The following is a 17,514-nucleotide window of genomic DNA, read 5'->3' on the forward strand; positions in this document are numbered from 1 at the left end:
CCATGTCCGTGACGCGCCTGATCCTTCGCTGGTTGTTGACCCTGATGGCGGTGCCGCTGGCGCTGCTGGCGGTGTTGGTCGTGGTGCTGCGGTTGCTGCCGTTGCTGCTGGACGAGCAGACCGCGCCCCTGGAGCGGCTGCTCTCGACGCGCTTTAATGCGGTGGTGGCGCTGGACGACGTGACGGCGGGCCTCGCCCAGCTGGATCCCTTCCTCGAGGTCGAGGGCCTGACCATCCGTTCCCGTGAGGGGCTCGGCCACGCTCCGCTGCTCCAGGTGGAGCGGGCCAGGCTGCGCCTGGACAGCAGCGCCAGCCTCGCCGCCGGCCTGCCGCGGGTGGCCGCGGCGCGGCTGCAGGGCGTCACCGTGCACCTCTACCAGGATCAGGCCGGGCGCTGGCAGTGGCCAAATCCCGCGCAGCTGCCCCCCGAATTGATCCCCGAGCGCACCTTCGATCTCGATCGCCTCGACTTCTGGGTCGGCATGCTGCTGCGCCAGAGCGCTTGGGTGGAAGACGTCAGCCTGGTGCTGCACGGCCGCAAGCAGCGCGCGGTGCTGAAGGCGCCGCGCCTTGTGATGACCGGCGACGAGCGTCGCACCCACCTCGAAGGGGAGGTGTTCGTCGAGGGTCAGGAGGCGCATGCCATCCGGGCGGTGATGGAGCTTCAGCCCGGGCCGTCGGGGCTCGGCGACTTCAGCGCGGCGCTGCAGGCCGACATGCGCCTTCAGAGCCTGGTGGCGCTCTCCGAGGTGCTGGGCTACGGCAGCGCTCTGCGCCTGGAGACCGTCAGCGGCGATGCACGGCTCTGGGGGCGCTGGCATCGGGGCGCCCTGGCCGATCTGCGCGTCGACCTGGCGGCGCCCCTGCTGGCCTTGGGGCAGCGGGGCTCGAGCGCCGAGGAAGCGACCCAGGCCATCGTGCTCAAGCAGGCGGCCGCGAGCGCCCAGTGGCTGCGCGAGGAGTCGGGATGGCAGGCGTGGATCGAGACCGAGGCGCAGAGCGCCGACTGGTCCCGCCCCGAAGGGCAGCGTGATGACGCCGGGCCGGCGTTGCCGCGCTACTGGCAGATGCGAAGCCGCGACGACGGCTGGTGGCTCACCACCAGCGAGTTCGATCTGGGCGCACTCGCCGCCTGGCGCGACCGGCTGCCGCTGCCCGAGGCGCTGGTGCGAGTAATCGAAAGCCTCGACCCCCAAGGGCGTGTCACTGGGCTGGCGCTGGGTCGCGAGGACGGCCACTGGCGAGCCCGGGCGGCGGCCACCGAGGTGGCCGTGTCGCCCTGGGAGCAGGCGCCCGGCGGCGGGCCGCTGGACGTCTGGGTGGAGTCCGAGGACCTGTCGGGCCACGTCGAGTTTACCGGCCGCGATGCTCGGCTGCACTTCCCAGAGGTGTTCGGCGCGCCGATGGCGCTCTCCCGCGCCAGCGGCGTGATCGACTGGGCCTACGACGGCCCGCGCAGCTTCGTCAGTGGTCGGGACCTCGAGGTGGAGTGGAACGGGGCGCGGATCGAGGGCGGCTTCGGGCTCTCGATCGGCGGCGAGCGGCGCGGTGGCTTCGGGCTGCAGCTCGACTTCGCGGACGTGGACGCGGTCGACACGCCGCTCACCGACTGGCTGCCGGTGGGCATTCTCCCCCCGGCGTTGACCGGCTGGCTGGCCGATGGCGCCGCCGGACGCGTGCCCGAGGGCGCGCTGCGCCTGCATGTGCCGGTGGCTCCCGAGGGGCAGTCGATCGACCCCACCCTGCAGCTCGATCTCGAGGTCGTCGAGGGGCGCCTGCCCATCGCGCCCGGCTGGCCGGTCCTCGAGGGGATAAACGGGCGGCTGTCGATGATCGACGAGACGCTGACGGCACGCGTCGAGGCGGCCGAGAGCCTCGGGGTCGAGGCCACGGCGGGGGAGGTGACGCTCGAGGGTGAGCGGCTGGCGGTCACGGCTAAGCTTGCGACCTCGGCGACGGCCCTGCGTCGCTATCTTCTGGCGCTTCCCGTCGAGGGCATGCAGGCGCTGGCGGATTGGCGGGCCGAGGGCCGGGCGGCCGGTAGCCTGGACCTGGCCATGAACCTCGACGCGCCCGAGTCCCTGGCGCTGGATATCGAGACCGAGGCGGATTTCTCGCGCCTGGTCCATGAGCCCCTGCGGCTTGCCTTCGAGCGCATCGAGGGGCCGCTCGCCTGGCGCCAGCGCGGCGAGCAGGGGGGCCTCGAAGGGCGAGTGAGCGCTCGCCTGCTCGGCGGCCCGGTGGTGGCCGAGATCGATACCCGAGCCGGCGGGCTCGATCTCTCCGGCACGGCCGAGGCGCCGGCCCTCGCCGCCTGGAGCGGCGTGCCGGCCCTCGAGACCCTGATCGCCGGTCGGCTGCCCTGGCAGGGTCGCCTGTCGATCGGAGAGGCGGGCGCCTCGCTGCGACTCGACAGCCGCCTGGAAGGGCTTGCCATCGACCTGCCGGCGCCGCTAGGCAAGAGCCGCGAGGCCCGCCGGCCCCTGCGGCTGACCTTCGACCTGACCCAAGGGCGGCTCGAGGGGCGCCTGGGCGATCGCCTGGGGCTGCGCTGGCGGGCCCCTGCCGGCGGCGGCCAAGGGCGAGGGCAGGTGTGGCTCGGTCATCTGACCGCACCTGACTGGGCCGGCCGGCCGGGCTGGGCGGTGGCGGCCTACCTGCCGCGCTTGGCCGTGGCGCCCTGGGGGCGCGCCCTGACGCCGCTGATGGCGGCGGCCGAGCCCTCCTCGGCCGGCGGCGCGTCGACCGCGCTCTCCGCGCTCACCTTCGAGACCGACTGCCTGCAGGTCGATGAGCGCTGCCTGGGCTCGCTGTCCCTGGAGGGCAGCGCCGCCGCCGCCGGCTGGCGGCTCGCCGTGGACGGCAGCCTGGCCGGTGGGCGCCTCAGCTATCGGCCCGGCCTGGCGGCGCCGCTGGACATCGCGCTGGATCGCCTCTCGCTGGACGCGCTGGTGCCTCCGGCGACCGACGGTGGCCAGCTGCTCAAGGAACTGGCGCTGCCCGTCGAGGCGGCGCCGCTGCCGGCGGGGCTGGCGGCGCTGCCGGACGGTCGCCTGCGCATCGCCGACCTCGCCTGGCGAGGCGCGCGGCTCGGCTCCTTCGACGGTCGTTGGCACGCCACGAGCGATCGCCTGGTGATCGATCCCCTCTCGCTTGCGCTCGGCGAGATCGAGGCCCGCGGCCAGCTGATCTGGGAGGCGAGCGGGCCCGGTGATAGCCTGACTCGCGCCCGGCTCGACCTGAACGGCGGCGACCTGGGCAGCGCCCTGGCGGCGCTCGACCAGCCGGTCGCCGTAAAGAGCGCCGAGACTCGAGTGAATAGCCAGCTGGCCTGGCCCGGTGCGCCCTGGCAATTCGCCCTGCCGCGCTCCCAGGGCAGCCTCGAGGTCACGATGCGCGACGGGCGCTTCATCAACCTGGAATCGCCCTCGGCGCGCGTCGTCGGACTGCTCAACGTCGACAACCTACTGCGTCGCCTGCGCCTGGATTTCTCCGACGTCACCGGCCGGGGGACCGCCTTCGATCGTGTCAGCGGTGCCGCCACCCTGTATGGTGGGGTACTGGAAACCCGTGGTCCGGTGGAGATCGAGGGGCCGGCGACCCATTTCACCCTGAACGGCAGCGTCGACCTGGCGCGCCGGGAACTCGATCAGCGTCTGTCGGTCACTGTTCCGGTCAGCAACAACCTGCCGCTGGCGGCGGTGCTGGCCGGCGCCCCGATGGTGGGCGGTGCCCTGTTCATCGCCGATAAGCTGTTCGGCGATGCCATCGACCGCGTGACCCGAATCCACTATCGCGTGCAGGGTCCCTGGACCTCGCCGCGGATCGCTCTGGAAAGTGCCGAATGACATCACAGACTCACGACATGCTTGCCGATGCTTCTGACCTGCTGCTGACGCCGGGCGGCCTCGATCTGGCGGCCCTGGATGCCGGACTCGGTCATGCCATGGGCCAAGGCATCGACTATGCGGATCTCTATTTCCAGCGCAGCTGGCACGAGGGGTGGGTGCTGGAGGATGGCGAGGTCAAGGAGGCCAGCTATAACATCGACGGCGGCGTCGGCGTGCGCGCCCTGGCCGGGGAGAAGACCGGCTTCGCCTACTCCAACCAGATCAGCGCCGACGCCCTGGCCGAGACCGGGCGCACCGCCGCCGGCATCGTGCGCACGGGCGCTCGCCAGCGTGTGGCCCCGGGCGTGGCCATGACCTCCGCGGCCCGCTATGCCGGGATCGATCCGCTCTCCGGGCTCAGTGCCGAGGACAAGATCGCCATGCTCAAGCTGGCCGACCGGGTGGCGCGAGCGGCGGACCCCTCGGTAGTCCAGGTCAGCGCCTCGCTCAGTGGTGTCCATGAGGTGGTGCTGGTGCGCGCCAGCGACGGCACTCTGGCGGCGGATATTCGACCGCTGGTGCGCTTCAACGTCAGCGTGATCGCGGTCAAGAACGGGCGTCGCGAGCGCGGCAGCGCCGGCGGCGGCGGACGCTTCCCCTTGTCTCGGCTGCGTGACGACAACGTCGCCGAGCGCTATGCCAAGGAGGCCGTGCGCCAGGCGCTGGTCAACCTGGAGGCCGTCGACGCCCCTGCCGGCCAGATGCCGGTAGTGCTGGGCCCGGGCTGGCCGGGCATCCTGCTCCACGAGGCGGTGGGTCACGGCCTGGAGGGCGACTTCAACCGCAAGGGCAGCTCGGCCTTCGCCGGGCGCATGGGCGAGCGGGTTGCCTCCAAGGGCGTCACAGTGGTCGACGATGCCACCCTGGCCGATCGCCGCGGCTCGATGTCGGTCGACGACGAGGGGACGCCGGGTCAGTGCACGCCGCTGATCGAGGATGGCATCCTGACCGGCTACATGCAGGACAAGCTGAACGCGCGGCTGATGGGCATGGCGCCCACCGGCAACGCGCGCCGCGAATCCTTCGCCCACCTGCCGATGCCGCGCATGACCAACACCTACATGCGCGCGGGCAGCGACGACCCCGCGGACATCCTCAAGAGCGTCAGCCGCGGCATCTACGCGGTGAGCTTCGGCGGCGGCCAGGTGGACATCACCTCAGGCAAGTTCGTCTTCTCGGCGAGCGAGGCGTACCTGATCGAAGACGGCAAGATCACCGCGCCGGTCAAGGGTGCGACCCTGATCGGCAACGGCCCCGAGGCCATGGGGCGCGTCTCGATGATCGGCCACGACATGGAACTCGACACCGGCATCGGCGTCTGCGGCAAGGAGGGGCAGGGCGTGCCGGTGGGCGTCGGCCAGCCGACGCTGAAGCTCGATGAGCTGACCGTGGGCGGCACCCAGTCGTAACAGGGAAGCCGCTGCGCTCGACGAGACGGCGTTGGCGGCGAACTCGCCATGCTCATTTAGGCGTCGCTAAACTCCGCTGGCTCGTTCGCCGCTGCCTGGCCTCGTCGTCGCTCGCTGGCTTCGCCGTGAGGAGATGCCGCGAGGGGAGCGTCAGAGGCCGGCGCCGTCGCGGATCAGCTTGAACAGCCGGCGAGCGCTGGTCGGCGGCTTGCCCTGATCGCGCTCGCGGCGAGCGTTGCGGATCAGCTGGCGCAGGGCCTGGCGCTCGGCATCGGGAAATTCGACCACGAAGGCCTCGACGGCGTCGTCGCCCTCCTCGATGAGCCGGTCGCGCCACTTCTCGAGGCGGTGGAAGGCATGATCGCGGCGCAGCGTCTCGTTCTCGATCTCGTCGAACACCGCCTGAATGGCGTCGAGGTCTTCGCCGCGCATCACTTTGCCGACGTACTGCATGTGGCGACGGCGGGCCTCGCGAGCCTTGATGCGCCCGGTCTCCTCGACGGCGGCCAGCAGGTCGTCGGAAAGGGGGAAACGCGCGCGCTGGGCATCGCTCATGGCGATGATCTGCTCGCCGAGCTGCTGCAGGGACTGCATCTCGCGCTTGAGCTGGGACTTGCTGGGCCGCTCGTCGGCCGGGGAGAGGTCATCCTGGGTCATGCCGGTTCCACTTCGTCGGGGTCGAATCGCGCCAGTATATCAGCCTGCGGCACGGGGCTGGACAATGCACCATCTTGAGGGCCGGCGACAGGCCGGCCGAGTAAGGAGAGACGTTCATGACACAGGCTTTCGATGCCGCCGCCCAGCAGGCCCTGCTGGAGAGTCGCGCCCGGATGGCCCTGGACCTGGCCCGCCAGCTCGGGGCCGAGGCCTGCGAGGTGGGGGCCAGCGTCGATCAGGGCGTCGGCGTCAGCGTTCGCGAGGGCGAGGTGGAAACGGTCGAGCTGTCCCGGGATCAGGGGATCGCCGTCACCGTCTATGTGGGCCAACGCAAGGGCAGCGCCTCCTCCAGCGATGCCGGCGAGGCCTCGGTGCGCGCCGTGGTCGAGAAGGCGCTGGCCATCGCCCGCCATACCGGCGAGGATCCGGCCTCGGGCCTGGCCGAGGCGGCGCTGATGGCGACAGAGCTGCCCGACCTCGATGTCCACCACCCCTGGCCGCTCTCCATCGACGAGGCCACCGAGCTCGCCCTGCGCTGCGAAGCGGCCGGGCGCGGCGTGACGGGGATCAAGAGCTCCGACGGGGCAAGCCTCTCCAGCGGCGAGGGGGTGCGCGTCTACGCCAACAGCCACGGCTTCCTGGGCAGTCAGCGCGGCAGCCGCCACTCGCTCTCCTGCCTGCTGATCGCCGAAGACGAGAATGGCATGCAGCGCGACTATGACTACACCAGCGCCCGCGACCCCCGCGACCTGCTTGCCGCCGAGGCGGTGGGCGAGAGCGCCGCGCAGCACACCCTGAGCCGCCTCGGCGGCCGGCGCCCGGCCACCGGGCGCATGCCCGTGCTCTTCGATCCGACCCTGGCCAGCGGCCTGGTCGGCCACCTGATGAGTGCCATCGCCGGGGGGGCGCTGTTCCGCGAGGCCTCGTTCCTCTGTGATCGCCTGGGCGATCCGCTCTTTCCGGAGTGGTTCAGCCTCGGCGAGCGCCCCATGGAGGTCGGCGCCATGGCGAGCTCGCCGTTCGACAACGACGGCGTGCAGACTCGCGACAACGTCTTTATCCGCGATGGTCGCCTGGCAAGCTACATGCTCTCGGCCTACAGCGCGCGTCGCCTGGGTCTTCAGACCACCGGCAATGCCGGCGGCGCGCGCAACCTGCGCATCAGCGCGCCGCTCGAGAGCCGCGAGGCGCTGCTCGAGCGGATGGGCCGCGGCGTGCTGGTCACCGAGCTGATGGGGCAGGGTGTGAACGGCGTGACCGGCGATTACTCCCGCGGGGCGGCCGGCTTCTGGGTCGAGGACGGCAAGATTCAGCACCCGGTGGAGGAGTTCACCATCGCCGGCAACCTCGAGACGATGTTCCAAGGCCTCGTCGGTGTGGGTAGCGATACCGATACTCGCGGCAGCATCCACACCGGCAGCTGGCTGATCGACGAGATGATGGTGGCCGGCGGCTGATCCTCGCAGCGCTCGTGAGGGCCTGCCCCTGCTGGGGCGGTCCTCACATCCAACATCCGCTCGATTCCCCAGCACGGCAGGCGCTCGCCTGACCAATTGCGAGTGCCCGGCGACTCGCTGTCAGCGTCTCTCAGGCGTCCTCGTCGAAGCGGGCCTCGAAGAGCGCGGAGATGGCGTCGAGGGCCGCGTCGGCCTCTTCGCCCTGGGTGTGCACCTCGAGTTCGGTGCCGCAGGGCGCGGCAAGGATCAACAGCGACATGATGTTGGCGGCATCGGCCTGCTGACCGCCGCGGTGCACGGTGACGTGCGCATCGAAGGGCTGGCAACACTGTACGAGTTTGGTGGCGGCGCGGGCATGCAGGCCGCGTCGGTTGGTCAGGGTCAGCTTGCGGCTCGGCACGCCTCAGGCTCCTTCCTGCGGTGCGTCGATATTCATCGATGCCCGCTCGCCGGGCAGGCTGATCTGCACGCCCAGCTCGCGATGACGCAGCCTGACGCCGGCGTGTCGCTCGGCCAGGTGGGCGGCTAGCCGCTCGGCCAGGTAGACCGAGCGGTGCTGGCCGCCGGTGCAGCCGACGGCTACGGTCAGGTAGCTGCGCTGACTGGTGCGATAGCGTGGCAGCCAGCGTTCCACCCAGGCGAGGATATCGTCGTGCATCTCGGCCACGACCGGGTAGCCGTCGAGGAAGGCGATGATGCTGGGGTCGCGTCCCGTGGCATCGCGCAGGGCCGGGTCCCAGTAAGGATTGGGCAGGCAGCGCGCGTCGAACACGATGTCGGCATCCAGCGGCACGCCGCGTTTGAAGCCGAAGGATTCCACGGTCAGGGTCATCTGCTCGGCGCGATGACCCGCCACCTGATCGGTGATGCGTCCACGCAGCTCGTGTACCGAGAGCCTCGAGGTGTCGATCACCAGGTCGGCAAGGTCGCGAATCTCCGAGAGCGCCTGCTCCTCGGTATCGATGGCCTCGGCCAGGGTCATGTCGCTGCCGCGGGTCAGCGGATGGCGACGTCGGGTCTGGGAGTAGCGCTCCAGCAGGATGCGCGCATCGGTGGTCAGGTAGACTACCTGGCACTCGAGGTCGCGGGTGCGCAGGTCGTCGAGGAGTTCGGGAAAGCGCGCGAGGGCGTCGGGCAGATTGCGCGCATCGATGCTGACGGCGATCGATGATCGCACGCTGCGGCCCTGCTGGAGCTCGTCGACCAGCGGCCCGAGCAGCATGGCCGGCAGGTTATCGATGGCGTAGTAGCCCAGGTCTTCCAGCGCCTGCAGCGCGATCGACTTGCCGGAACCCGACCGACCACTGATGATCACGAGCTGCATGCGGGTCTCCTGGTCGTGAAAGGGGCGGGCGGTGTCCCAAGGGGGGTCAGCCGTCCTGGCGGCCGTCTGAGGCCTGTTGCCGTATCGCCTCCATGAGATGCTCATGAAGCTCGCGCTGGCTAGAGCTATGCCGCAGGCGTCCGCGGGTATCGGCGTCGTTCATCACGCCAGCTACCTGTCCCAGCAGCGCGAGGTGCGCCTCGTCGGCCTCCTGGGGAACCAGCAGTACGAAGACCAGATCTACTGGCTCCCCGTCGATGGCATCGAAGTCGACCGGTTCGGCCAGCTTCAGAAAGCCGGCGATGGGCGCCTTGCAGTGCGGGTTTCGGGCATGCGGGATGGCGACCCCGTTGCCGATACCGGTGCTGCCCAGCCGTTCACGCCCGATCAGGCGGCTGAACACCTCCTGGCTGTCGAGGCTGGGCGTGTTCTGGGCGATGAAGGTGCTGAAGAACTCCAGCACCCGCTTCTTGCTTCCCCCGGGCACGTCGAAGAGCGCGCGCTCGGGGGGCAGGATGGCGTCCAGTGTCATGACGGAATCAGCGCGCGCCGGCGCCCTGGGCGCGGGCCTGGGCCTTTTCCTTGTGCTTGACCAGCTGACGGTCGAGCTTGTCGGCCAGCGCATCGATGGCGGCGTACATGTCATTCTCCATGGCCTCGGCATGGAGGTCGGCACCGGCAGCATGCAGGGTGCAGGCGGCCTGCTGGCGCTCCTTCTCCACGGAGAGGGTGACCTGCACGTTGGTGATGTTGTCGTAATGACGCTCGACGCGGGTCAGCTTTTCCTGCACATAGTCACGCAGTGCGTCGGTCAGTTCCACATGATGGCCGGTGATGTTGACTTGCATGACACGCTCCTTGCTCTTACGGGGTGTGAGTCGATTGTAACCCTTTTTAGCGCCCTGCATACCCCCTCGGCCGGGGGTGGCAAGACACTCTTCGAACGGCGTCAATTCAACCGCTTGCGCCCGCATCGGACGCCGGCATCCGGGCGCGTCGATACGCCATGCGTGGCGTTCAACGAAGGCGCTTGCGCTCGCTGGAGGAGGCGATGCCCATCCCCTCGCGATATTTCGCGACCGTGCGTCGCGCCACGGCAATGCCCGCCTCGTCGAGCAGGGCGACCAGCCGGCTGTCCGAGAGCGGCTTGCGCGGGGGCTCGTCCTGAATCAGCTTGCGGATCCGGGCGCGAATGGCGGTGCTGGAGTGGGCATCGCCTTCGCCGCTGCCACCGCCCACCTGGCTGGAGAAGAAGTACTTGAGCTCGAACATACCGCGCGGGGTGTGGATGAATTTCTGGGTGGTGACCCGTGAGATGGTCGATTCGTGCATCTCCACGACCTGGGCGATATCGGCCAGGATCAGCGGCTTCATGGCCTCCTCACCGCGCTCCAGGAAGTCGAGCTGGCGCACCATGATCTCGCGACCCACCCGCAGCAGAGTGTCGTTGCGGCTGGAAAGGCTCTTGATCAGCCAGCGCGCCTCCTGCAGGTGATCCTTGAGAAACTGGTTGTCCGCGCTCTTGTCGGCGCGACGAATCAGCGCGGCGTAGTCCGGCTGGATGCGCAGGCGTGGCATGGCCTCGGGATTGAGCTCCACCTGCCACCCTTCGCGGGTATGGCGGGCGACGAGATCGGGAATCACGTAGTCGCTGTCGCCCTCGCCGAAGGCACTGGCGGGGCGCGGATCCAGCGAGCGCACCAAGCCGATGGCCGTGTCGAGGGCCTCGTCGTCGAGGCCGAGGCGGCGTTTGAGCAGGCGGCGATCATCGCCGGCCAGCGCCTCGAGGAACTGGCGCACCAGGCGGCGCGCCTGGGGCAGCAGCGGGGTGTCGTCGGGCAGTACAGCGAGCTGCAGCTGCAGGCACTCGCGCAGGTCGCGGGCGAAGACGCCGGTAGGCTCGAACTGCTGGAGGCGCATCAGCACCTGCTCGACCTCCCGGCTCCTGAGCCCCGCGAGGCCCTGGGCCTTGAGGCCGTCGCGGATCTCCTCCAGGGGCTGGGTGAGGTAGCCGTCGCCGTTGACGGCGTCGATCAGGCTCTCGGCGATGTGCCGCTGGCGCTCGTCGAGGTCGATCATCGCCAGCTGCCAGGTCAGGTGACCCTGGAGGCTCTGACCCGCGGACTGGCGCTCGAAGTCGGGGGCTTCGCCGCCGGCGGGCGAGCTGCCCAGATCCTGGTAGGTATCGGACCAGTCGCTGTCGGTGGTGAGTTCGGCGGGAATCTCGCTGGCCCAGTCGTCGTCGGGCGTCTCGCTCGCCGCCTGTTCGCCGAATTCCTCCTCCACGTCCAGCAGAGGATTGGATTCCAGCGCCTGCTGGATCTCCTGGCGCAGGTCCAGGGTCGAGAGCTGCAGCAGGGCGATGGCCTGCTGCAGCTGGGGCGTCATGGTCAGTTGAGTGCCGACGCGAAGCTGCAGGGAAGCCTTCATGGCCATGAGAGGAGTTCCCTCGACGTGCCTAAAAATTCCACCCTAGCCGCTGGGCGCGGGGGGTGCAACCGGAGAATTAGCAACAATCGTGCCATTCTCGGGCATGATGTCGCTGGTGAATCATGATGGTTTTCAGGCGGCGGCGGTCAGAGGCGGAAATCCTGGCCCAGGTAGACGTCGCGGACGCGCTGATTGGCCAGTATCGCCTCGGCATCTCCCTCGGCGATGATCTGGCCGTCGCCGACGATGTACGCTGTGTCACAGATATCAAGGGTCTCGCGGACGTTGTGGTCGGTGATCAGCACGCCGATGTCGCGGGCCTTGAGCTGGCGGATGATGCCCTTGATCTCGCCTACCGAGATCGGGTCGACCCCGGCGAAGGGCTCGTCGAGCAGGATGAAAGCAGGCTCGGTGGCCAGCGCCCGGGCGATCTCGACCCGCCGCCGCTCCCCCCCGGAGAGGCTCATGCCGAGGTTGTCGCGGATGTGGGTCACGTGGAAGTCCTCGAGCAGCTCCTCGAGCCGGCGCTCGCGACCACGTCGGTCGAGGTCGCGGCGGGTCTCGAGGATCGCCATGATGTTGTCGGCGACCGACAGCTTGCGAAAGATCGAGGCTTCCTGGGGCAGGTAGCCGATGCCGGCTCGGGCACGTTCGTGCATGGCCGCCGTCGACAGGTCCCGCTCATCGATATGTACCGTGCCGGCATCGGCGCGCACCAGGCCGACGATCATGTAGAAGGAGGTGGTCTTGCCGGCCCCGTTGGGGCCGAGCAGGCCGACGATCCGGCCCTGCTCGATGGAGAGGCTGATGTCCTGCACCACCCGGCGCCGCTTGTAGCTCTTGGCCAGGTGTTCGGCCCTCAGGGTCTTCATCACGGACCGTCCTGCTGTTCGGGTTCGAGGGTCATCCGCACCCGCTGGCGCTCCTCGACGCCCTGCGCGTCGGAGCGCGCCTGGACGACGCGGCGATCGAGGAAGTATTCGAGGTAGCCGCCGTCGAAGGTGTCGCCGCCCTGGTGAAGCTCGGCGCGGTCGATCAATTCGATGCGCCGCTCGGCGACATGATAGACGACGGTACGCCCCCAGCCGCGCACCATGGGCTCATCCGGGGCGGGCTGCTGCTCGATGTAGGCGCGCTCGCCGGTGGCGGTGGCGAGGGTGAGCTGGCCCTGGTCGTTGCGGCGGATCTCCACCCGTGCGCCGGTCAGCTGCATGCTGCCCTGCTGGATCTCCACGTCGCCAGTGTAGACGGCGGTGCCCGCGCGGTCGTCGAGGTCGAGGCGGTCGGCCTCGACCTGGATCGGGGCGCTGGCATCACCCTCCAGGGCCAGGGCCGGAGCGCTGCCGAGCAGCAGGCCAATGACGCCGAAGGTCAGCAGGGGGGCGAAGAGAGTTCGCATCATGACTCGGGATCCTCGCGGGTGTCGGGCGGATGGTGTCCGCGCACATTGTCGGTCAGTCGCGCGCGGTTGTCATGGATCCAGGCGTCGAAGCGTTCGCCGCGCATCCGCTGGGGGGGCTGGCGCAGCATCGCCGGGGTCTCGCTCCAGGCATGGCCGCTGTCGGCGTCGAAGTGCAGGATCTCGGTGTCCAGCTGCCAGCGCTCCGCCGGGGCCAGCAGGCGCGCGTCACCGGTCAGGGTCAGCGGGTTGCCTCCCGCCCCCAGGGTGCCGTGGTCGCCATTGGCCAGCCAGACCCGGCCCGCGGCGTCGATCAGGCGCGCGTCGGGTTGCTCGAGGCGGGTGACGTCGTCGTGGGGGGTATGGGTCAGGCGCGGCGTGTCCAGGCGCTGGTGAGGCTCGCCCGTGGCATCGAAGCGCGTCAGCCGGGCGTCCTTGAGATAGTAGTCGGGCTCGCCGGAGACGTCTCCCGGTACCGGGCCGGGAGCCGGTGCGTCCTGCAGGTCGAGCAGCGCCAGCCCGCCGCCCAGGGCGAGCAGCAGCAGCAGAAGCCCGGTGCGAAAGCCGGGGCGCGGTAGGCCCATGGTTCAGCGCACGCCGTGGAGGTAGGTATCGAGCACGGCGTCCCAGTGCCCCTGGGCCTGCAGCAGGGTGTCGCAGATCTCGCGCACCGCGCCGTGGCCGCCCTCGGCCTCGGTGACCCAGTCGGCCTGGTCGCGGATGTAGGTCGGCGCGCCGGGCACGCTGATGCCGACCCCGGCACGGCGAATGGCGGCCATGTCGGGCATGTCGTCACCGCAGTAGGCGACCTGCTCGAGTTCCAGCTCCAGGTGGGCGCACAGCTCGCGCAGCACGTTGAGCTTCTTCTCGGCGCCCTGGAAGACGTGCTGGATGCCCAGCGCGGCGGCGCGGCGGCTGACCATCGGCGAGTCGCGTCCGGTGATCAGGGCCACCACGATCCCGGCGCGCTGCACGAGCTTGATGCCGTGGCCGTCGAGGGTATGGAAGGCCTTGATCTCGACGCCATCGGCCTGGAAGTACAGACGCCCGTCGGTGAGCACGCCGTCCACGTCCATGGCCAGCAGGCGGACATGGCGCAGGCGGTCGACCAGCTGGCCGTCGTTGAGGGGGCGGTGTGGCTGGGTAGGGACGAGGCTCATGGTGTCTCCGGTCGAGGGTCGGCGGTAGCGGATGGTCGCAAGGGATCAGATGACGCCGCTGGCGAGCAGGTCGTGCATGTGCAGGGCGCCGATCGGGCGGCCGTCGGCGTCGACCACGGCCAGCGCCGAGATGCGCCCGTCCTCCATCAGGCGCACCGCTTCGGCGGCCAGGGTGTCGGGGGCGATGCGCTTGCCGGGGCGGGTCATGACGTCATCGACGGTGAGCCCTGAGAGGTCGCTGTGCTGATCGAGGGTGCGGCGCAGGTCGCCGTCGGTGTAGACCCCGGCCAGGCGGCCATCCTCGCCGACCACGCAGGTGAAGCCCAGGCCCTGGCGGGTGATCTCCAGCAGGGCGTCACGCAGCGGGCTGCCCAGCGGCACCGCGGGCAGCCGGTGGCCCTGGTGCATCAGGTCGGCGACCCGCAGCAGCAGGCGCTTGCCGAGGCTGCCGCCGGGGTGGGAGAGGGCGAAGTCCTCGGCGGTGAAGCCGCGTGACTCGAGCAGCGCCACGGCCAGGGCATCGCCCAGCGCGAGGGCGGCGGTGGTCGACGAGGTCGGCGCCAGGTCCAGCGGGCAGGCCTCGCGTTCGACGCCGGCGTCCAGATGAGCGTCGGCGTGGCGTCCAAGGGTCGAGTCGGGGCGACCGGTCATGCTGATCAGCGGCGTGCCCATGCGCTTGAGTAGAGGCAGCAGGGCGGTGACCTCGGCGGTCTCGCCGGAGTTGGAGAGCGCCAGCACCACGTCGCCGCGGGTGATCATGCCCAGGTCGCCGTGGCTGGCCTCGCCGGGATGCACGAAGAAGGCCGGCGTGCCGGTACTCGCTAGCGTGGCGGCGATCTTGCCGGCGATATGGCCCGACTTGCCCATGCCGGTGACCACCACGCGGCCGCGGCAGGCGAGTATCAGCCGGCAGGCCTGGTCGAAGGCGTCGTCGAGGCGTTCGGCCAGGGCCGCCACGGCCTGCTGTTCCAGTTCCAGGGTGCGGCGGGCACTGTCGCGCAGGAGGGAGGTGCCGGCCGCGGAGGGTGTGTCGTTGGTCATGGCAGTGATTGTTGCCCGTTGTGAGGTTTCACTCAAGGGGTCAGGCCGCGGGGGAAAGGCCTGCGCTTCCCAGCCAGGTCAGATAGGCGAGGTAACAGAGCAGCAGCAGGGCCCCGGGCAGCCGTCCCAGCCGGCCGCGCCGATTCCACAGCAGCAGCGCGCCCAGCGCCAGGGTCAGCAGCAGCATTACCGGATAGTCGCGGGCGGCCGCGGCGGGGTCGGTGGCACCCGGCGCCAGCAGGGCGGGCACGGGCAGCACGGTCAGCATGTTGAAGAGGTTGGAGCCGATGACGTTGCCGATGGCCAGGTCGTGGTGGCGCTTCAGCGCGCTGGCGACGCAGGCGGCGAGCTCTGGCAGGCTGGTGCCGATGGCCACCACGGTCAGGCCAATGGTGAGCTCGCTGATCCCGAGCCCGCGGGCCAGTTCGCTGGCGCCCCACACCAGCGCCCGAGAGCTGGCCACCATGATCACCAGGGTGCCGATCAGCCAGGCCAGGGCCTGGCCCAGTGGCATACCGGGAATCTCGCCCGCGACCTCTTCATCCGGGGTGTCGGCGCGAAACAGCCACCACAGGCTGAACACCAGCAGCACCAGCAGCAGCGCCCCGTCGAGGCGGTCGAGGTGGCCGTTGGCCAGCGCGTAGCCTGCCAGACCCGTGGCGCCGAGTAGCAACGGCAGTTCGCGACGCACGATGGAGAAACGCACCGGAATCGGCACCACCAGGGCGGTCACGCCGAGCACCAGGGCGATATTGGCGATGTTGGACCCCAGCGCGTTGCCGACGGCCAGGTCCGGCACGCCGTCCAGGGAGGCCATCACCGAGACCACGATCTCCGGGGCCGAGGTGCCCAGCGAGACGACGGTCATGCCCACCAGCAGGGTGCTCATGCCGGCTCGCCAGGCGGTAGCGGCGGCGGCTCCGACGAAGCGGTCGGCACTCCACAGCAGGCCGATGAAACCGAGCGACACGATCAGCAGGGGAACCAGCATGGCGAGATCCGAGCGGGGAATGAAGGGCGCACATTGAACATGGCGGGCCCCGGCGGTGCAAGGGCTCCCTCGGGGCGCTGGCGCGCCAGGGCATGGTTAGGATACGATGTTCGACAATTTTGCGAAGGACGCTGATTTTGCGAAGGAAGCTGATGCAATGACGGACTCCACCTTCGTCGAAGTGGAGGGCCTGCACTTCTCCCGTGGTGAGAAGGAGATCTTCCGCGGCGTCGAGCTGACCATCCCGCGTGGACGGATCACCGCCATCATGGGCCCCAGTGGTACCGGCAAGACCACCCTGCTCAAGATGATCGGCGGCCAGCTCACCCCCGATGCCGGTCGTGTGTGCATCGATGGTCAGGATGTCCATGCGCTGTCACGCCGGGACCTGTTCGGCCTGCGCAAGCGGATGGGCATGCTCTTTCAGAGCGGGGCACTGTTCTCCGACCTGGATGTCTACGAGAACGTCGCCTTTCCGCTGCGAGTGCACACCGATCTGCCCGAGGCGATGATCCGCGATCTGGTGCTGATGAAGCTTCAGGCGGTAGGGCTGCGTGGCGCCCGCGGGCTGATGCCATCGGAGCTCTCCGGCGGCATGGCGCGGCGCGTGGCGCTGGCCCGCGCGATCGCCCTGGACCCGGAGCTGATCCTCTACGACGAGCCCTTCGCGGGGCAGGACCCTATCTCCATGGGCGTGCTCGTGCAGCTGATCAAGCGCCTGAATGAGGCGCTGGGGCTGACGGCCGTCGTGGTCTCCCACGACATCAAGGAGACGTTAAGCATTGCCGACTACGTCTACGTGATCTCCGACGGCCAGGTGATGGCCCACGGCACGCCGGCGAGCCTCGATGCAGACCGCGACCCGCGGGTCAGCCAGTTCATGCATGGCGAGCCGGACGGGCCGGTGCCGTTCCACTATCCGGCGATGGACTTTCACGCCGATATCCTGGGCAGCGGGGGGCCGCAATGATCGATCGAATTCGCCGCCTGGGGCGACGCGGCTGCGACGTCATGGAGTCCCTGGGGCGGGCCGGGATCTTCCTCGGCCAGTCCGCGGTGGGCGTACCTAGCCGCGAGGGCTTACGCCTTTGGGTGAGCCAGATGCACTTCGTCGGCGTGATGTCGCTGGCCATCGTGCTGGTCTCGGGGCTGTTCATCGGCATGGTGCTGGCCCTGCAGGGTTATACCATCCTCGTCGACTTCGGCGCCGAACAGGCGCTGGGGCAGATGGTGGCGCTGTCGCTGTTGCGCGAGCTGGGCCCGGTGGTGGCGGCCCTGCTCTTCGCCGGGCGAGCCGGCTCGGCCCTGACCGCCGAGATCGGCCTGATGAAGGCCACCGAGCAGCTGACCAGCATGGAGATGATTGGCGTCGACCCGCTGCGTCGCGTGATCGCGCCGCGGCTGTGGGCCGGCTTCGTGGCTCTGCCATTGCTGACCATCGGCTTCAGCGCGGTAGGGGTCTGGGGCGGTCAGCTGGTCGGTGTCGAGTGGCTTGGAGTGTTCGAGGGTTCCTACTGGGGCAACATGCAGGCCAGCGTCGCGTTCTTCGAGGACGTTGGCAACGGCCTGATCAAGAGCCTGGTGTTCGCCCTGGTGGTGACCTGGATCGCGGTCTTTCAGGGCTACGACCTGATTCCCACCTCGGAAGGCATTTCGCGTGCCACCACCCGCACGGTGGTCTATTCCTCTCTGGCGGTTCTGGGCCTGGATTTCCTGCTCACCGCCCTGATGTTCGGAGAGCTTTCCTGATGTTCGG

General features: G+C 69.5%; 17 protein-coding genes. 5 read left to right on the forward strand and 12 right to left on the reverse strand.

All coding sequences use genetic code 11. The features are described 5' to 3' along the window. The first annotated feature begins 2 nt into the window (after positions 1-2). Together RSO68_RS12850 and tldD are read left to right on the forward strand one after the other, a co-directional pair. On the forward strand, positions 3-3,848 hold the full coding sequence (locus RSO68_RS12850; protein WP_315586854.1) for a YhdP family phospholipid transporter: 3,846 nt from the start codon (positions 3-5) through the stop codon (positions 3,846-3,848). Next, complete coding sequence (tldD, locus tag RSO68_RS12855; RefSeq protein WP_315586855.1) at positions 3,845-5,299, forward strand: metalloprotease TldD; 1,455 nt, start codon at positions 3,845-3,847, stop codon at positions 5,297-5,299. The genes RSO68_RS12850 and tldD overlap by 4 nt, the downstream gene beginning before the upstream one ends. A 150-nt stretch (positions 5,300-5,449) precedes the next feature. On the opposite strand, the gene yjgA is transcribed toward tldD, so the two are convergent. Next, positions 5,450-5,956 (reverse strand): ribosome biogenesis factor YjgA, encoded by a 507-nt coding sequence (yjgA, locus tag RSO68_RS12860; RefSeq protein WP_089846034.1) that lies wholly within the window; start codon positions 5,954-5,956, stop codon positions 5,450-5,452. A 116-nt stretch (positions 5,957-6,072) separates the two neighbouring features. On the opposite strand from yjgA, the gene pmbA reads away from it, so the two are divergent. Beyond that, positions 6,073-7,413, forward strand: a complete 1,341-nt coding sequence (gene pmbA, locus RSO68_RS12865) for a metalloprotease PmbA (RefSeq protein ID WP_315586856.1) — start codon at positions 6,073-6,075, stop codon at positions 7,411-7,413. 130 nt (positions 7,414-7,543) lie between these two features. On the opposite strand, the gene RSO68_RS12870 is transcribed toward pmbA, so the two are convergent. The 11 genes from RSO68_RS12870 to RSO68_RS12920 form a co-directional block, all read right to left on the reverse strand. Next, positions 7,544-7,813: an HPr family phosphocarrier protein gene (locus RSO68_RS12870; RefSeq protein ID WP_089846038.1), complete on the reverse strand. Its 270-nt coding sequence runs from the start codon at positions 7,811-7,813 to the stop codon at positions 7,544-7,546. 3 nt (positions 7,814-7,816) lie between these two features. Beyond that, the gene (gene rapZ, locus RSO68_RS12875) at positions 7,817-8,737 is read right to left on the reverse strand and encodes an RNase adapter RapZ (RefSeq protein ID WP_315586858.1); all 921 of its coding nucleotides are present in this window, start codon (positions 8,735-8,737) and stop codon (positions 7,817-7,819) included. Positions 8,738-8,783: 46 nt separating this feature from the next. Further along, entirely contained in the window at positions 8,784-9,269 is a 486-nt protein-coding gene (gene ptsN, locus RSO68_RS12880) for a PTS IIA-like nitrogen regulatory protein PtsN (protein ID WP_089846042.1), read from the reverse strand. Positions 9,270-9,276: 7 nt separating this feature from the next. Then, a complete protein-coding gene (gene hpf, locus RSO68_RS12885; protein ID WP_089846043.1) occupies positions 9,277-9,585 on the reverse strand; it encodes a ribosome hibernation-promoting factor, HPF/YfiA family in 309 nt (102 codons plus the stop codon). Between the two features lie 169 nt (positions 9,586-9,754). Next, positions 9,755-11,173: an RNA polymerase factor sigma-54 gene (locus RSO68_RS12890; protein ID WP_315586860.1), complete on the reverse strand. Its 1,419-nt coding sequence runs from the start codon at positions 11,171-11,173 to the stop codon at positions 9,755-9,757. 140 nt (positions 11,174-11,313) lie between these two features. Continuing rightward, positions 11,314-12,039 carry an LPS export ABC transporter ATP-binding protein gene (lptB, locus tag RSO68_RS12895; protein WP_315586861.1) on the reverse strand — a complete coding sequence of 242 codons (726 nt, stop codon included), beginning with the start codon at positions 12,037-12,039 and terminating at the stop codon, positions 11,314-11,316. Continuing rightward, a complete protein-coding gene (gene lptA, locus RSO68_RS12900; protein WP_390882411.1) occupies positions 12,039-12,566 on the reverse strand; it encodes a lipopolysaccharide transport periplasmic protein LptA in 528 nt (175 codons plus the stop codon). The genes lptB and lptA overlap by 1 nt, the downstream gene beginning before the upstream one ends. Then, positions 12,566-13,150, reverse strand: coding sequence for an LPS export ABC transporter periplasmic protein LptC (gene lptC / locus RSO68_RS12905; RefSeq protein ID WP_315586863.1), 585 nt, complete (start codon positions 13,148-13,150; stop codon positions 12,566-12,568). Before lptC ends, lptA begins: the two co-directional genes overlap by 1 nt. 3 nt (positions 13,151-13,153) lie before the next feature. Next, positions 13,154-13,726 carry a KdsC family phosphatase gene (locus RSO68_RS12910; RefSeq protein WP_315586864.1) on the reverse strand — a complete coding sequence of 191 codons (573 nt, stop codon included), beginning with the start codon at positions 13,724-13,726 and terminating at the stop codon, positions 13,154-13,156. 45 nt (positions 13,727-13,771) lie between these two features. Next, positions 13,772-14,767, reverse strand: a complete 996-nt coding sequence (locus tag RSO68_RS12915) for a KpsF/GutQ family sugar-phosphate isomerase (RefSeq protein WP_089846053.1) — start codon at positions 14,765-14,767, stop codon at positions 13,772-13,774. A gap of 40 nt (positions 14,768-14,807) precedes the next feature. After that, entirely contained in the window at positions 14,808-15,758 is a 951-nt protein-coding gene (locus RSO68_RS12920; RefSeq protein ID WP_315586865.1) for a calcium/sodium antiporter, read from the reverse strand. Between the two features lie 157 nt (positions 15,759-15,915). Here RSO68_RS12920 and RSO68_RS12925 point away from each other — a divergent pair, with 157 nt between their 5' ends. After that, positions 15,916-16,728: an ABC transporter ATP-binding protein gene (locus RSO68_RS12925; protein WP_315586866.1), complete on the forward strand. Its 813-nt coding sequence runs from the start codon at positions 15,916-15,918 to the stop codon at positions 16,726-16,728. Further along, entirely contained in the window at positions 16,725-17,507 is a 783-nt protein-coding gene (mlaE, locus tag RSO68_RS12930) for a lipid asymmetry maintenance ABC transporter permease subunit MlaE (protein WP_315586867.1), read from the forward strand. Before RSO68_RS12925 ends, mlaE begins: the two co-directional genes overlap by 4 nt. Positions 17,508-17,514: the final 7 nt, after the last annotated feature.

This window comes from Halomonas saccharevitans, from assembly GCF_032333995.1.
GTDB lineage: Bacteria > Pseudomonadota > Gammaproteobacteria > Pseudomonadales > Halomonadaceae > Halomonas > Halomonas saccharevitans.

What these genes read in the sequence shown, in the direction of transcription:
- RSO68_RS12910 (WP_315586864.1), bottom strand. Translation starts at nt 13,726, where the DNA reads ATGAGCCTCGTCCCTACCCAGCCACACCGCCCCCTCAACGACGGCCAG.
- RSO68_RS12925 (WP_315586866.1), top strand. Translation starts at nt 15,916, where the DNA reads ATGACGGACTCCACCTTCGTCGAAGTGGAGGGCCTGCACTTCTCCCGT.
- tldD (WP_315586855.1), top strand. Translation starts at nt 3,845, where the DNA reads ATGACATCACAGACTCACGACATGCTTGCCGATGCTTCTGACCTGCTG.
- RSO68_RS12890 (WP_315586860.1), bottom strand. Translation starts at nt 11,173, where the DNA reads ATGGCCATGAAGGCTTCCCTGCAGCTTCGCGTCGGCACTCAACTGACC.
- pmbA (WP_315586856.1), top strand. Translation starts at nt 6,073, where the DNA reads ATGACACAGGCTTTCGATGCCGCCGCCCAGCAGGCCCTGCTGGAGAGT.
- mlaE (WP_315586867.1), top strand. Translation starts at nt 16,725, where the DNA reads ATGATCGATCGAATTCGCCGCCTGGGGCGACGCGGCTGCGACGTCATG.
- RSO68_RS12915 (WP_089846053.1), bottom strand. Translation starts at nt 14,767, where the DNA reads ATGACCAACGACACACCCTCCGCGGCCGGCACCTCCCTCCTGCGCGAC.
- lptC (WP_315586863.1), bottom strand. Translation starts at nt 13,150, where the DNA reads ATGGGCCTACCGCGCCCCGGCTTTCGCACCGGGCTTCTGCTGCTGCTG.
- rapZ (WP_315586858.1), bottom strand. Translation starts at nt 8,737, where the DNA reads ATGCAGCTCGTGATCATCAGTGGTCGGTCGGGTTCCGGCAAGTCGATC.
- yjgA (WP_089846034.1), bottom strand. Translation starts at nt 5,956, where the DNA reads ATGACCCAGGATGACCTCTCCCCGGCCGACGAGCGGCCCAGCAAGTCC.
- hpf (WP_089846043.1), bottom strand. Translation starts at nt 9,585, where the DNA reads ATGCAAGTCAACATCACCGGCCATCATGTGGAACTGACCGACGCACTG.
- ptsN (WP_089846042.1), bottom strand. Translation starts at nt 9,269, where the DNA reads ATGACACTGGACGCCATCCTGCCCCCCGAGCGCGCGCTCTTCGACGTG.
- RSO68_RS12850 (WP_315586854.1), top strand. Translation starts at nt 3, where the DNA reads ATGTCCGTGACGCGCCTGATCCTTCGCTGGTTGTTGACCCTGATGGCG.
- RSO68_RS12920 (WP_315586865.1), bottom strand. Translation starts at nt 15,758, where the DNA reads ATGCTGGTTCCCCTGCTGATCGTGTCGCTCGGTTTCATCGGCCTGCTG.
- lptA (WP_390882411.1), bottom strand. Translation starts at nt 12,566, where the DNA reads ATGCGAACTCTCTTCGCCCCCCTGCTGACCTTCGGCGTCATTGGCCTG.
- lptB (WP_315586861.1), bottom strand. Translation starts at nt 12,039, where the DNA reads ATGAAGACCCTGAGGGCCGAACACCTGGCCAAGAGCTACAAGCGGCGC.